This is a genomic window from Embleya sp. NPDC059213, assembly GCF_042754445.1.
Classification (GTDB): domain Bacteria; phylum Actinomycetota; class Actinomycetes; order Streptomycetales; family Streptomycetaceae; genus Embleya.
The window spans coordinates 1-14,760 of record NZ_JBHZAV010000218.1; the positions used below are offsets into that span (position 1 = coordinate 1).

Genomic DNA, 14,760 nt, shown 5'->3' on the forward strand with positions numbered 1-14,760 from the left:
GGTCATGTGCAGGAAGTCGGCGCGGTCGCCGTCGCCGAGGAAGGCGTACTGGGTGTGTCGCCCGCCCTGCGGCTCGACCTCGATCAGGGTGCGGGCGTCGCGAACCGCGAGCCTGCCGGTCTTGGCGTGGTCGCCGCCGGCCATCTCGGCGGCGACACCGATCGCCCGCATGGTGACCTCGAGTCCCTCCTCGGACTCGACCACGTCGTAGACCATCGCCTGCGAGGCGTAGCGGCCGACGAAGAAGCGCGAGTCCACCACCGGCGGGTCGACCGGCGGCGCGACGGGTTCCGGGACCACCACGTCGGCACTGGCCGCGAACACGTCGCGGACCAGGTCGTACATCACCCCCAGGTCACCGCCGTTGGTCAGGATCGCGATCGAGACGCCGCTCTCGGGGGCCACCCGCAGGATCGCACTCTGCCCGATGGCACCGCCGTCGTGGCCGATCACCGGGCCGCCGACCCAGTCGAAGAGGTTCCAGCCCAGCCCCCACACGGTGCCCACCGCGCCGATGTCGGGCGCGTGCACCTGCGGCTCGCGCATCGCCAGCGCGGACGCCTCGGACAACAGGCGCGTGCCGTCCGGCAACAGTCCCCGGGCGACGTGCGCGGCGGCGAAGGCGACCAGGTCGGTCGCGGTGGTGGTCAGCGTCGAGCCGGCCGGCGCGTTGGACCGCGGCCCCTCCCAGGCCGGCACCTTGACCGGGACCCCGTCCGGCCCCGCACCGTGCCCGATCGCCACCCGGTGCAGGAGCGCCTCGTTGGCGTTGGTGGCCACCCGGGTCAGCCCCAGCGGGATCGCGATCCGCTCACGCAGGGTGGCCTCCCAGGTCTGCCCGGTGAGTACCTCGACGATCCGGCCAAGCACGACGAAGCCGCTGTTGCAGTAGGAGAACATCTCGCCGGGCGGAAAGAGTTGGCCCGCGTCGTCGGCCAGTCCCGCGACCATTTTGGCCACCGCGTCGTCGCCGGGGCCGTGGTCGTCGAACAGGTCGCCCTCGAAACCGGCGGTGTGGCACAGGAGCTGACGGGGCGTCACCACCTGGGCGGCGGCCTCGTCGACGAGCCGGAACTCGGGCAGGTAGGTCCGCACGGGGGCGTCCAGGTCGAGCACGCCCTCGTCGACGAGCTGCATGATCAGCGTCGCCGTCCAGACCTTGGTGATCGATCCGATCTGGAAGATCGAGTCGGGGGTCGCGGGGTAGCCGATCTCCACGTCGAGCACACCCGTGGCGGCGGTCACCGTCTCGTCGCCCATCCGTACCGCGACGCTGGCGCCGGGGATGTTGCCACGCTCGGCCAGCTCACCGATTCGGGTCGCTAGATACTCCGGCGTCGGCAGCGTCCGGGCGACCGGCCCGGACACCTCGGATCGTCCCATCGTGGGATACCTCCTCGGAAAGCGGCGGCGAGTGCCGCAGAGGACGATCACGGTAGGCAGCGCCCGAATGGCGTGAATCGTCGTCCGGGACGAAGAACCGCCCCCGAACCTGTCCGAATCACCGACGCCGAGCGGTACCGCTTCCCGGAATCCTCGGCAGAGGCCGCCGACGGTCCGCGCACCGCCCGCACCGGTTTCCCGCAGGACGCGCGCGAACCGGACCGGCACGGGCAACGCGACGAAGCGGGAGTGACCGATGGACGTGTACATCTCGATCGACATGGAAGGTGTGGCGGGCATCGCCACGCTGGACCAGATCTGGCGCGGCGGCAGCGGCTACCCGCGGGCCCAGCACCTGATGACCGGCGAGGCGAACGCCGCGATCGAGGGCGCCTTCGCGGCGGGCGCGGACCGCGTACTGATCAACGACAGCCACGGCACGATGGACAACCTGATCGCCGAGGACCTCGACCCCCGGGCCCGGATGATCCTCGGCTCCCCCAAGGCCCAGTGCATGGCCCAGGGGCTGGGCCCGCAACACGCGGTGGCGCTGTTCGTCGGCTACCACGCGGCGGCCGGCGAGCCGGGCGTGCTCGCGCACACCTTCTCCGGCAACTTCACCACGGTCAAACTCGGCGGTCGCCAGGTCACCGAGGCCGAGGTGATCGCGCTGCTCGCGGCCCAGCACGGGGTGCCGATCGGGTTGGTCACCGGCGACAACCACGTGTGTTCGGTGGCCGCGGAGGCATTCCCCGGCGTGGTCACCGCGCAGGTCAAGTCGGCCGAGGGCTGGGCTGCGGCGGACACCATGCACCCCTCCCTGGCCCGGGACCTGATCCGCGAGCAGGCCGCGCTGGCGGTCAAGAACGCCTCCTCGCTGCGCGCGCTGCCGGTGCCCGAGGAACTGGTCCTGGAGGTGGGTTTCCAACTCCCCCTGGCCGCCGAGTTCGCCGCGTTGGTGCCCGGCGCCGAGCGGCTGGACCTGTTGACGGTGCGGTGCGCGGCGCCCGACCCGAACGCCCTGATGGACCTGGTCAACATCTGGTACGCGGTGGCCGCGCACACCTCGGCCACCCACCTGCCCAACACGTCCGCGAAGCGCTGAGCCACCACCACCGGCCCCCCGGGGTCGGCCGACGATTCACGGAGTGCACATGAGCAGCGAGCAACCGCCGGCCGAGCCGGCGAAGAGCATCCGGGCCGTCTTCGACGCCGCCGACGTGGACGGCTATCTGCACGTACGCGAACTGGACGGGGACGGCGAGGTCGAGTACCAAGGCGACGCGCCGGTCGTGCTGGCCTCGGTCTTCAAGATCCCGATCGCCCTGGAGTACGCCCGCCAGGCCGCCGACGGCCGCCTCGATCGGGCCGGCCGCCACCTGGTCACCGACGCCGACCGCGAGGGCGACGGCATCGGCACCGACGGTTGCCGGCACGACGTGGAGATGAGCGCGCGCGACCTCACCCACATGATGATGACGATGAGCGACAACGCGGCCACCGACGTGATGTTGCGGCTGGTCGGCCGGGAGAACGTGCGCGCCACCCTGGACGAGCTGGGCTGCCGGGACACCTCGGTCACCGGGTGCAAGGAACTCTTCGCCTCCGTGATGCTCGATCTGGGCATCGACCCGACGGCCGCGGACGCCCAGGAGAAGATGGCCGCGCTCACCCCCGACCAGTGCCGCGGGCTGCGCGTGCGCGATCCCGAGCGCACCGCCTCGACCACCCCGCGCGAGATCACCAAACTGCTCGCCGCGATCTGGCGGGACGAGGCCGGTCCGGTCGAGGCGTGCGCCGAGGTGCGCGAGATCATGGGCCGACAGATCTGGCCGCACCGGCTCTCCTCCGCGTTCGGGGACGAGATCCGGGTGTCCGGCAAGACCGGCACCCTGTGGGGCGTGCGCAACGAGGCCGGTGTCGTGGAATACCCGGACGGCAAGCGCTACGCCGTCGGCGTGTTCCTGCGCTCGGAGTCGATGGGCTTCCGGCTCCCGCGTGCCGACGCGGCGATCGGTCTGGCCGCGCGCACCGCGATCGACCACCTGCGCGGCTGACCCGATGCCGTATCCGGCGACCCGTGCCCTGTCGCCGGATACGGCATCCGCGCGTGTTCCGGAGGGGGCTCGGGAACACGCCCGGGACCCCCGCGTCCCGGCCCGGCTCGCCGTCCCGCCGGGTCAGGACGCGGGGTCTCCCGCCTTTCGCGCCACATAGACGGTGTTGGTCGACGTACCGCCCTGGAGCGGATTGTCGAAGTCGACCACGTGCGCGACCGGGTCCGTGAACACCTGGCCGAGCACCTCGCCGAACTCCGCGTCCGGCGGGTCGTTCGACCACAACGCGAAGATCCCGTCCGGATGCAGCCGATCGGCCAGTGCGCGCAGTCCGGCGGGCCGGTACAGGGCGGCGTGGCTGGGGTGCAGCACGTGCCGCGGCGAGTGGTCGACATCCAGCAGGATCGCGTGGAAGCGGCGACCCGGCTCCTGCGGATCGAACCCCCGGGGATCGCCCGCCAGTGCGAAGAAGTCGCCCTGGCTCAACCGGCACCGGGGATCGTCCGCCAGTGCGAGGCCCAACGGCACCAGGCCGCGCCGATGCCAGTCGATCACCTCGCCGAGCGCGTCGACCACGATCAGGCTGCGCAGGCGCGGGTCGTCCAGTGCCGCCTTGGCGGTGTAACCGAGCCCGAGCCCGCCCACCACGACGTCGAGTTCGCCCTCGGGCAGTGCGGCCAGGCCGAGTCGGGTCAGCGCGATCTCGCCCGCGGTGAACAGGCTGGACATCAGGAACTCGTCGCCGAGCTTGACCTCGTACACGTCCTCGCCGGTGGCCGGATCCCGCCTGCGGCGCAGGCTGATCTCGCCCATCGGCGTCGGCCGCCAGTCGAGTTCCTCGAAACGCGCGCTCATCCGTGCACCCTCAACCGTGTCGGTGCCGCTCTCCGGCGCCAGTGGGTGGTCAGCCTATAGAGCGCGGACCGCACGGCGCCGGAACACGGGGACGCCGGACGCGGGACGCGAGGCACGTCGGCGCCCGCCGCGCACCGTGTCGCCGGCTTGGCGGGGGCCACGGAGTCGGGGCCGATCTTTCGTCGGCGGCGACGGTGCGACCCGTCGCGGCGGCGGCGCACAGTGACGTCATGCGAATGCCGGCGGAACCGACCCCTGGAGCCCGACCATGACCGCACTCGCGACCGATCGCCCGGGGCCGCGGCCGCGGATCCGCGACTACGGCCACGCACCGGGTGGACTGCGCCCCGGGACGTGGAACGCGATCACCGACGTGGCGGGCGTTCGGGTGGGCCACACCACGCTGCGCGACGCCGCGGCGGGGCTGTACTCGGGGGTGACCGCGATCGTGCCCGACGCGCTGTACACCCACGGCCCGTTGCGCGCGGGGCTGTTCGTCGGCAACGGCCACGCGGGGTTGGTCGGAGCCGGCCCACTGGTCGAACTCGGCCGACTGGGCACGCCGTTGTTGTTGACCTCCACGCAGTCCACCTGTCGGGCCGCGGACGCCCTGCTGACCTGGCGGCCGGCCCGGGCCGACCCGCCGCCGGCCTCGGTCGACCCGGTGGTCGGCGAGATCGACGACACCTGGTTGTCCCGGGCGCGACCACGGGCGCTGACCGCCACGCACGTGCACGCCGCGCTGGACACCGCCTCGACCGGGGCGGTGCCACAGGGCAACGTGGGTGGTGGCACCGGCGCGTGCGCGCTGGGCTACAAGGGCGGCATCGGCACCGCGTCGCGCCGGGTGCCGACGGACACCGGCGAGGCGACCGTCGGCGTCCTGGTCCAGGCCAACATGTCCGGCGAACTGCGCCTGGGCGGCCAGTCGGTGCGGCCCGTCTCGCTGGGCCTGCCGACCGCCGGGCCGGTGCGCGGGCGGGGTTCGTGCGTGATCGTGGTGGCCACCGATCTGCCCTGTTCCACCCGCGAGTCGACCCGGATCGCCGGCCGCGGCGTGTTCGCCCTGGCCCGGGTCGGCGCGGCGTTCGCGCACGGCAGCGGCGACTGCGCGGTGGCCTTCTCCACCGCGCCGCCGCGCGCGATGGAGCCGCTGCCCTCGGCGCTGCTCGACACGGTGTTCGCGGCGACCATGGACGCCGTCGAAGAGGCGGTCCTGGACGCCCTGTTGGCCGCCGAGACGGTGCACGCCCCGGCCGGGCAGCGGGCGTACGCGCTGCCGCACGCGGCCGTCCGCCGAGCCCTCGGCTGAGCCGGCGGCGCGCCGGCTCGGGCCCGGCCGGGTGAGTCGCCGTCCACCCGGCCGGACGTGCCGCACCGCTCAGGGCCAGACCGCCCGCTCGACCTCGCGCGGGGCGAGCACCGTGCTCGATTCGGGCGCGTCGAACACCCGGACCGGGCGCCGGACGTCCCACGGTTCCCAGCCCGGGTCGCCGGTCTTGGCGAACCGCACCCACGCCGCGTGCATCTCGTCGGCCAACCGCTGCGGCGGCGCGTCTCCGGTAAGCGCCCGCCAGTCGGGCAGGTCGAGGCCGTCGAACACGAACGGGAGTTCCATCGCGTGTGCGGCGCCGAGATCGCGGGCCGGACTGCGCCAGCCGAACTCGTAGACATGGGTGGGTGCCTCGCGCGCCAGCCGGGCATCCGCGAGCCGGTTGATCGGCAGCCGGAGCAGCAGGTCGCCGGCCAGCGTGCCCAGCAGTTCGCCGCGCGAGGCGCCAGGCCGCTCGGCCCGATACACGGCCAGGATCCGGCGCCCGATCCGGAACTTCAGCCGGGCGCCCGCGAACAACAGTGGCCCGACCCGGTGCAACAGGCCCGTGGGCACGAACCACAACCGGTATTCCTCGGCGTTCGAGCCGATCAACAGCCCGATCCCGGAACCGGCGCCGGCCAGTAGCGCGGCGAACGGCTCGACCGGCACCGGGTCCTCGCCGACGGCCAAGGCAAAGCCCGGGCCGCCGGTCATCGGGTTGCCGCCGGCGGTGACCGCCTGCTCGGCGGCGACCAGTTCGGCCGCGGGCACGTCCGCGAACGCCTCCCGGGTGGCCGCCCGGCCCAGCCGCTTGGCCACCAGGCGGGTGATCCGCCCGGCCCGCGCGGGCGGGACGGCGCCGGGCATGCCGCTCTGCAGAATGGCCCGGGTGCACAACGACTCGGCCTCGGGATGCGCGATCAGCGCACCGAGCAGGATCGATCCGGCGGACTCGCCGAACACGGTGACCCGTTCCGGATCCCCGCCGAAGGCCGCGATCTCGGCCCGCACCCAGCGCAGCGCGGCGAGCACGTCGGCCAGTCCGAGATTGCGCGGCGCACCCGCCAGCACCGAGAAACCCTCGGACGCCAGACGGTAGTTCGGCGCCACGAACACCACGCCGTCCCGGGCGAAGGTGCTGCCGTCGTATCCGGGCAGCGCGTTCGCGCCGTGTGCGAGCGAACCGCCGTGCACCCACACCATGACCGGCAGACCGGTCGCGTCGGCGGGCGCCCAGATGTTCAGGTTGAGCACCTCGTCGCCCTCGACCGTCACCGTCGGCAGCAGCGATTCCAGGCCGCCCCGATACGGCGCCTGCGGCGCGGTCGGCCCCATCGAATCAGCGTCCCGCACACCGGACCAACCCGGGTGCGGCACCGGCCGGTCGAACCGTCTCGGCCCCACCGGCGCGGCGGCGTACGGGATGCCGAGGAAGCGGTGGATGCCGTCCGAGGCGGTGCCGCGCACCCGTCCGGCGGAGATCGACACGGTCGGCCGCTTTGTCTCGACTTCCGGGGGAACGCTCATCTTGGCCATCCGATCCGCGGGCCGCCCCGCTCGTCGATTCCGACAGGTCGGCCGAGGGTAGCGAAAGGGGCCGGCGCACCGGAACGGCTGTTTCCCACTTCGGATTTTCCTCCCATACTCCCCTCGCGGAGCACCATGAAATGACAGTGTGTCCTGAAGTCGGCACGCACTGCGATCATGGTGTGTCGTCGACGTCGTGCGCTCGATCCGACGAAGTGGGAAAGGACCGACGTGAGTTCTCAGGAACCGCAACCGACCACCCTCTATCCGGAACTGGACGAGGCGGCCTTGGCGCGAATCGCCGAGGCCCTGGAGACCGGGGACACCAGTCATCTCGCGCCCGCGCGGGCGGCCGAGATCGAGCAGCTTCGGTCCCGGGTCGACTTCCGCCGGGTCACCGTTCCCCGTCCGCCGGAGGGCGGGAGCACGAAGGTGTCGCTGGACGGCGCGCTCTGGGCGCACCGCGACGGCGAGGCCCGGCCGGTGGTGGTGATGCCCTCGCCGTGGACGGACGCGGGCTGGCTCGTCTACGTGGCACAGGCGATCCGGTTCGCCCTCAAGGGATACGACGTCCTGGCCTACACCGCCCGCGGCTTCGCCGGATCCGGTGGCCACGTCGAGGTGGCCGGCACCCCGGACATCGAGGACGGCATCGCGGCGCTGGACTTCGCGATCGAGCAGATCGGCACCGAGCCGACCTCGGTCGGCTTCCTCGGCGACTCCTACGGCTCCGGGATCAGCCAGTTGGTCGCCGCCCACGAACCCAGGGTGAAGGCGGTCGCCGCGCTCAGCACGTGGGGCGACCTGGGCAAGGCGTTCTACGAGAACGACACCCGCCATGTCGCCTCGGTCGCCGCGTTGTTGAAGGCCGCGGCCAAGGCCAGGCTCAGCGAGAAGACCCAGCAGGTATTCGCCGACGTGTTGAACAACGAGAACGTGCCGGACACGTTGGCCTGGGCCGTCCCGCGCTCACCGATCACCTACATCGAGCAGATCAACGACAACGACGTGGCGGTGCTGTTCGCGAACGCGTGGCACGAGACGCTGTTCCCAAGCAATCAGATGTTGGAGACGTTCAACCGACTGACCGGTCCCAAGCGGCTGTTGATGTCGATCGGCGATCACTCGGGCCCCGAGGCGACCGGCATCGTCGGGTTGCCGAACCGGATCTGGGAGGACGCCCATCGGTGGTTCGACCACTATCTCAAGGGGGTCGACAACGACATCGACACCGAGGGCGAGGTCGTCTCCGAGATCATGTGGCACGGCCCCATCGAGGAACGGTCCACCTGGGGCGCGGTCACCGGACGCACCGAACGCCTCTACCTGTCCGCGCCGCAGAACGGCGGCGACGGCACGCTCACCGACAAGCCGAGCGGCGACGGTGACGTCACCTTCCGGGCCGGCACCGACACCCGGGCCACCGTCGCGGACGCGATCATCTTCTCCGGATTCGCCGAACTGGCCGGTCTGCCCAGGGTCTACCGCACCGGCAAGATCGACCGGGCGAACGCGGGCGTGTGGGTCACCGCGCCGCTGCCCGTCGTCACACCGCTGCGCGGCATCCCCCGGCTGCACCTGACCTACACCGTCGACGCGCCGGAATCGACGTTGGTGGCCTACCTGTTCGCGGTCGGTCCGCGCGGCCTGGGCCACATCATCACGCACGCGCCGTTCACCCGGCTCCTCGGTGAGGCCGGCGAATCGGTCACGGTGGACATCGAACTCCAGGCCACCGGTTACAACGTGCCGGCCGGCCACCGGGTGATGTTGGTGGTCGACACCATCGACCCGTTCTACGGTGCCGCCACCGTCGAGGGCAGCACCATCACCATCGCCCCCACCGAATCGGACCCGCATCATCTGGATCTCCCGTTGGGCTGATCCGGGCCGATCGCACCGACCGCCCGATGCCCGACGTGCCTCTCCGAAGGCGCGCCGGGCGCCGGGCGGCCCCGTCGACCGACTCCCGGCCGTCATTCTCCGTCCTGGGCAACTCTGGTGCGGAAGAAGGCATTTGACAGATTTTGCCGACCGCTCGACGGCGCATTGAACGGGGCCGTCCCACCGTGTGAGCGTTTGCCGATCGGGCACGAACCCGGCGGCCATACTCGGCGGCGGTTCGCTCTCCTTGCGGACACGCACGGCGAAGGCCGGATTCGTGGTCGAGGTCTACCTTCCACTCAAGGAGCCTCGATGAATCGAAAAACGGTGACGGCCGGGACTGTTCTGGCCGTACTCGCCGGGCTGACGGTCGCCTCGACCGCTCAGTCGGCCTCCGCCGACCCGCCTCCCCCCGGCTCGCAGTCCCTGGCGGTCTCCGCCGCCGACCGGGCCGCGGCCAGTGGTCTGGACTCTCTCGCCAAGGGTCCCGACGAGCAGTATCAGCGCCAAGCGGTGACCCCCTGGGTCAACGGCCTCTACTCGGTCGCCTACGAGCGCACCTACCGGGGCATCCCGGTGGTCGGCGGCGACGCCGTGGTGCTCGCCGACGGCCAGGGCCGCGTCCGCGCGACCCAATCCGCCACCGGCACCCGGATCGCGGCGAACACCACCGCGCGAATCGACGCGGCGGCGGCGGAAGCCACCTCCAGGACCAGGCTCGCCTCGGTCGACAAGGTCGAGTCGCACCGCCTGGTCGTCCGGGTCAAGGACGGGCAGAGCAACCTGGCCTGGGAAACCGTCCTGGCCGGTCGTACCGCGACCGCGCCCAGCAGGCTGCACGTCTTCGTCGATGCGAGCACGGGCACGGTGCTCGACACCGTCGACGACGTCAAGGCCGGCAGCGCGAACAGCCAGTGGAACGGGCCCGGTCCGCTGACCATCGACACGACCAACAACAACGGCACGTACTCCCTGCGCGACCCGAACCGTCCCGGCCTGACCTGCGCCGACTACGCCAACGGCACGGTCTTCTCCAAGTCGAGCGACTCGTGGGGCAACGGCCAGGCGTCCAGCAAGGAGACCGGCTGCGCCGACGTCATGTGGGCGGCGCAGAAGGAATGGAACATGCTCCGCGACTGGTTGGGTCGCAACGGGCACAACGGTACCGGCGGGAGCTGGCCGGTCAAGGTCGGCCTCAACGACGTCAACGCCTACTGGGACGGCTCGTCCGTTTCCATCGGGCACAACCAGGCGAACCAGTGGATCGGTTCGATGGACGTCGTGGGCCACGAATTCGGGCACGGCATCGACCAGTTCACCCCCGGCGGCGCGGGCACCGAGCCGGGTCTGGGCGAGTCCACCGGCGACATCATGGGTGCGCTGACCGAGGCGTACACCAACGAGCCCTCGCCGTACGACGTCCCCGACTACACCGTCGGCGAAGCCGTCAACCTGGTCGGCCAGGGCCCGATCCGCTACATGTACAAGCCCTCCACCAACGGCGACCCCGACTGCTACAGCTCCTCCATCCCGAACACGGAGGAGCACGCGGCGGCCGGCCCGCTGAACCACTGGTTCTACCTGCTCGCCGAGGGCACCAGCCCGGGCGGCGGCAAGCCCACCAGCCCGACCTGCAACAACACCACCCTCACCGGGGTCGGCATCCAGCAGGCCGGCAAGGTCTTCTACGGCGGCATGCTGCTCAAGACCAGCGGCATGACCTACAAGAAGTACCGCACCGCCACGCTGAACTCGGCCAAGACCCTCGACGCGACCTGCGCGCTGTTCAACAAGACCAAGGCCGCCTGGGACGCGATCAGCGTGCCCGCGCAGCCCAATGACCCGACGTGCACCGGTGGCCCCGGGCAGAACGACTTCTCGATGGCCGTCACCCCGAACTCGGGTTCCGTGCTCGCCGGCAACTCGGTCTCGGCCACGGTCGGTACCACCATCACCTCGGGCGCGGCACAGACCGTCGCGCTGACCGCCACCGGTCAGCCCGCCGACGTCTCGGTGAGCGTGGTCCCGAACTCCGTCCAGTCCGGCGCCTCCGCCACCCTGACCGCGACGGCCGCCGCGAACGCGGCGAACGGTACGTACGTGATCACCGTGACCGGTACCGGTCCCTCCGCCACGCACACCGCGCAGTACACGCTGACCGTCGGCAACGCGCCGCCGGGCAACTCGATCCGCAACGGCGACTTCGAACAGGGCACCGCGAACTGGACGCAAAGCGCCAACGACATCACCAACAGCAACCCGGGCTCCGCGCACGGCGGCTCCTGGTACGCGTGGATGATGGGCTACGGGTCCACCGCGACCGAGACCGTGAGCCAGTCCAACATCACGATCCCGGCCGGTTCCCCGAGCCTGAAGGTGTGGATCAAGACCACCACCAAGGAGACCGGCAGCACGGTCTACGACACTCTGAAGATCAAGATCGGCTCCACCACCCTGGCCACCTATTCCAACGTCGGCGCCACCGGTGCCTACGTGCAACGCACGGTGAACCTGAGCGCCTATGCGGGCCAGACGGTCACCCTCACCTTCGCGGGTGCCGAGGACTCCTCGCTGACCACCACGTTCCTCGTGGACGACGTGAGCATCTCCTGATCACGCGCGACCGATGACGGCCTCGCTTCCGGCGCCCCACGCCGGGAGCGAGGCTTTTCGCCGTTCCGGCGGCGCAGCGCTCCCGGGCCCGATACGGGCGTTCGCCCGTCCCGCGCAGCCGGGGTTTGGTCCGCCCCGGACCGGGCGACCATCTCGCCCATGGCGGCCCGCCCGTCGCCGTGCCTGCGCGCGGGTGGCCGGTCCGCCCTCGGCCCCTCTGGAGAGTGATGGCCTCGAACCAGTCCACCCCCTGGGTCGGCGCGTCTCGGGTGCTGCGCAATCCGCGGATCTGGGTGATGCCCTCGGTCATCGTCGGGGTACTGGCCTTCCTGTTGTCCATGCTCTACATGGGCGGCATCCTCAACCCGCGCACGGATCTGCATCGCCTGCCGATCGGCCTGGTCGACGCCGATCAGGGCGCGCCGGCCGGGACGGAGAACCTCGGCGCCCGGATCACCGAGGGCATCGCCGCCGCGCCCGACCCGGACCACGCGGTCTCCTGGCGGATCATGGACGAGGACTCGGCCCGACAACAAATGGGCTCGGGCAAGCTGTACGGCGCGATCGTGGTGCCGGCGGGCTTCACCGCGTCGGTGGCCGCGCTGGGAGCGCCCGCGCCGGCCGCGCCGACCCGCCCCACGGTCACCGTGCTGACCAACCCCGGGGCGGGCAGCCTGGCCTCGTCACTGGCCACCGGCATCGCCCAACAGGCCCTGCACGCGGCCTCGTTGCAGTTGGGTGCGGCGCTCACCGCCGTGCCGCCGAGCGGGCCGGGGCAGGCCACCACCGCGTCCCGACTGCTGCTCGCCGACCCGATCGCGGTCGCCGTCGCGGTGGGTCACCCGATCGGCCCACACAGCGGACTGGGCCTGACCGCCTTCTACTACACGCTGCTCCTGGTGCTGGCCGGCTTCCTGGGCGGCAACGTCATCGGCAACGGGGTCGACGTCGCGCTCGGCTATGTGGCGAGCGAGATCGGCCCGTGGCGTACCGAACGGCCGCTGGTGCACATCACCCGCACCCATCAACTCGCGGTCAAGAGCGCGATGTCCGCGGTGTTGTCGATGCTCACCACCACCCTGATCATGATTGCCACGATCGGCATCCTGGACATGGACGCGACCCATCTGCCGCTGCTGTGGGTGTTCTCGGTCTGCGCGACCACCGCGGTCGGGCTGGGCGTGCAGGCGATCAACGCGGCCTTCGGCGGGATCGGCCAGTTGGTCAGCATGTTCGTCTTCATCGTGCTGGCCCTGCCGTCCTCCGGCGCGACCATCCCACTGGAGGCGTTGCCGCACTTCTACCGGGTGTTGGCCGTGTTCGAACCGATGCGCCAACTCAGCGACGGCGTGCGCGCGATCCTGTACTTCGACGCGCGCGCCGACGCCGGGCTGACCCGGGCCTGGCTGGGCATCGCCTTCGGCGCCGCGGCCGGTCTCGCCTTCGGCTTCGCGATGACCACCTACTACGACCGCAGGCAACTGCACCGGATCGCGCCGAAGAGCGAATAGTCGTGCGAACCGGCGGCGGTCAGGACGGGTGGTGGCGGCTGATGTTGCGCTCCAGCAGCGCCGTCGCGGTCCGGACGCCGACCGCGTCCGGACCGTCGGCCGCGGGCAATCGGCCGTCGGCACGGATCAGTTCGGTCAGCGCGGTGTCGATGGCGGTGTGCGCGGCGAACAGGCAGGGCGTGCTGTAGATCGCCGCGTCCACGCCCAGTTCGGCCAGTTCGGTCAGAGTCAGGCGCGGCGACTTGCCGCCCGCGATCTGATTGAACAGCAGCGGCTTGTCGCCGACCGCCGTCCGGATCCGGCGGATCCACTCGACGCTGCGCACGCCGTCCACCAGGACCAGGTCGGCGTCCGTCTTGGCGAGTGCCTTCGCCCGGCGCAGGATGTCGTCCGGCTCGGTGGCGTCGGTGCGGGCGACCACGACCAGGTCGCCCCGGCTGTCCAGCACCTGCGCCAGCTTGTCCAGGTATTCGCTCAGCGGAAGCACCAGCTTGCCGTCGGCGTGGCCGCAGCGCCGGGGCCGCATCTGGTCCTCCAGGATCACCCCCGACGCCCCGGCCCGGGCCAGCCGTTGCACCACGTGGCAGGCCACCTCCGGGTCGCCGTAGCCGTCGTCGATGTCGACCAGGAGGTGCTGCCGGGGGAAGGCGAGTCGCAGGCGTTCGACGAACGCCACCATGTCCGGCCAGGCGATGAAGCCGATGTCGGGCAGCCCGTAATAGGAGGCGGCGAAGCCGAAACCGGAGACGAAGAAGCCGTCGAAATGTCGCGCCGCGAGCGACGCGGAGTACATGTCGTGAATGCCGACGAGGGGTGTGGTCTCCGCGCGGGCCAGATCGTCCCGCAAGGCGCTTCCGTAGAGCACGAGTTCTCCATGTGTAGTCAATCGACTACAGCCGCAGTATGGAGATCTCGGGTGATTCATGTCAATCTCTGCCAACCGCCCGGGTGACCTCCAGCGTCTCGACCATCCGGCGAAGCCTCGCCTCGACCCGGGCCGCGTCCCGGGCGCTCACGGTGACCTCGACGGTGGCCGCACCGAACTCGGTGGAGACGTAGCTGAGTCGGCGCACGCCGTGGTTGTTCAACGTGGAGGCGACCCGGGCGAGCACGCCGCGGCCGTGTCGCATCCGGGCCACCAGGCGCGCGTGGCCGGCGTCCTCGTCGCCGGGCAGGGCGACGGGGCCGGGGTCGCCCGGCGGTGGGGCGACGTCCGCGGACCGGGTGACTTCGAGGACCTGGGTGCCGTCGTCAACCATGGATCGGGCTCCTGTCGAGGTGGGATCGAGGGGATCGAGTGCTCGTGCGGATCGGAAGGAGGTCCGGAAAACAGAAAGACCCCTCGCGAAGCGCGAGAGGTCTGCGTGCGGACGGTGGGCCGCAGGGAAGTGGTCGTCCTGGTCAGCCCGGTGTCGGCACGCTGCCGGTAATAATCATCCGACGTCGCATGAGGTCGAACCTCGCACACCCGCTCCGCGTCGTCCAACGCGTCTCATGATGCGGATGCCCGCGTCCGCTCCGTGGGCCGACGGCGCCCGATCGATCGGCTGATCGACCGGGCGCCGTCGGGTGCGCGGAGCAGGGTTCGCAGCCGGCTCCCGAGGGAGTTCGGGAG

At 71.3% G+C, this 14,760-nt stretch carries 10 protein-coding genes and 1 pseudogene; 6 read left to right on the forward strand and 5 right to left on the reverse strand.

The genetic code is table 11. From position 1 onward, the window contains the following. Positions 1 to 1,383 (reverse strand): serine hydrolase domain-containing protein (locus ACFXMF_RS41715; protein ID WP_380021103.1); only part of this gene is annotated, 1,383 nt, incomplete at its 3' end. A gap of 256 nt (positions 1,384 to 1,639) precedes the next feature. On the opposite strand from ACFXMF_RS41715, the gene ACFXMF_RS41720 reads away from it, so the two are divergent. Both ACFXMF_RS41720 and ACFXMF_RS41725 read left to right on the forward strand, forming a co-directional pair. Further along, positions 1,640 to 2,488 carry a M55 family metallopeptidase gene (locus ACFXMF_RS41720; RefSeq protein ID WP_360321324.1) on the forward strand — a complete coding sequence of 283 codons (849 nt, stop codon included), beginning with the start codon at positions 1,640 to 1,642 and terminating at the stop codon, positions 2,486 to 2,488. A 49-nt stretch (positions 2,489 to 2,537) separates the two neighbouring features. After that, entirely contained in the window at positions 2,538 to 3,440 is a 903-nt protein-coding gene (locus ACFXMF_RS41725) for a serine hydrolase (protein ID WP_379990057.1), read from the forward strand. A gap of 123 nt (positions 3,441 to 3,563) precedes the next feature. Here the strand turns inward: ACFXMF_RS41725 and ACFXMF_RS41730 are convergent, their stop codons facing one another. Beyond that, on the reverse strand, positions 3,564 to 4,295 hold the full coding sequence (locus ACFXMF_RS41730) for a spermidine synthase (protein WP_360321318.1): 732 nt from the start codon (positions 4,293 to 4,295) through the stop codon (positions 3,564 to 3,566). Between the two features lie 268 nt (positions 4,296 to 4,563). On the opposite strand from ACFXMF_RS41730, the gene ACFXMF_RS41735 reads away from it, so the two are divergent. After that, on the forward strand, positions 4,564 to 5,607 hold the full coding sequence (locus tag ACFXMF_RS41735) for a P1 family peptidase (protein ID WP_380017779.1): 1,044 nt from the start codon (positions 4,564 to 4,566) through the stop codon (positions 5,605 to 5,607). Between the two features lie 69 nt (positions 5,608 to 5,676). Here ACFXMF_RS41735 and ACFXMF_RS41740 read toward each other — a convergent pair whose 3' ends face one another. Next, positions 5,677 to 7,137 (reverse strand): carboxylesterase/lipase family protein, encoded by a 1,461-nt coding sequence (locus ACFXMF_RS41740; RefSeq protein WP_379992282.1) that lies wholly within the window; start codon positions 7,135 to 7,137, stop codon positions 5,677 to 5,679. 231 nt (positions 7,138 to 7,368) lie between these two features. Between ACFXMF_RS41740 and ACFXMF_RS41745 the strand changes: the two genes are divergently transcribed. From ACFXMF_RS41745 to ACFXMF_RS41755, 3 genes and pseudogenes are all read left to right on the forward strand, one after another. Beyond that, positions 7,369 to 9,021: a CocE/NonD family hydrolase gene (locus ACFXMF_RS41745; protein WP_379992283.1), complete on the forward strand. Its 1,653-nt coding sequence runs from the start codon at positions 7,369 to 7,371 to the stop codon at positions 9,019 to 9,021. Positions 9,022 to 9,333: 312 nt separating this feature from the next. Beyond that, positions 9,334 to 11,304 (forward strand): annotated as a pseudogene (locus ACFXMF_RS41750) (M4 family metallopeptidase); the annotation flags it as partial. 557 nt (positions 11,305 to 11,861) lie between these two features. Further along, positions 11,862 to 13,145: a DUF3533 domain-containing protein gene (locus ACFXMF_RS41755; protein ID WP_379992285.1), complete on the forward strand. Its 1,284-nt coding sequence runs from the start codon at positions 11,862 to 11,864 to the stop codon at positions 13,143 to 13,145. Between the two features lie 19 nt (positions 13,146 to 13,164). Here ACFXMF_RS41755 and ACFXMF_RS41760 read toward each other — a convergent pair whose 3' ends face one another. Together ACFXMF_RS41760 and ACFXMF_RS41765 are read right to left on the reverse strand one after the other, a co-directional pair. Continuing rightward, positions 13,165 to 14,010: an isocitrate lyase/PEP mutase family protein gene (locus tag ACFXMF_RS41760; protein WP_360321303.1), complete on the reverse strand. Its 846-nt coding sequence runs from the start codon at positions 14,008 to 14,010 to the stop codon at positions 13,165 to 13,167. Between the two features lie 61 nt (positions 14,011 to 14,071). Continuing rightward, complete coding sequence (locus ACFXMF_RS41765; RefSeq protein ID WP_360321300.1) at positions 14,072 to 14,404, reverse strand: hypothetical protein; 333 nt, start codon at positions 14,402 to 14,404, stop codon at positions 14,072 to 14,074. Positions 14,405 to 14,760: the final 356 nt, after the last annotated feature.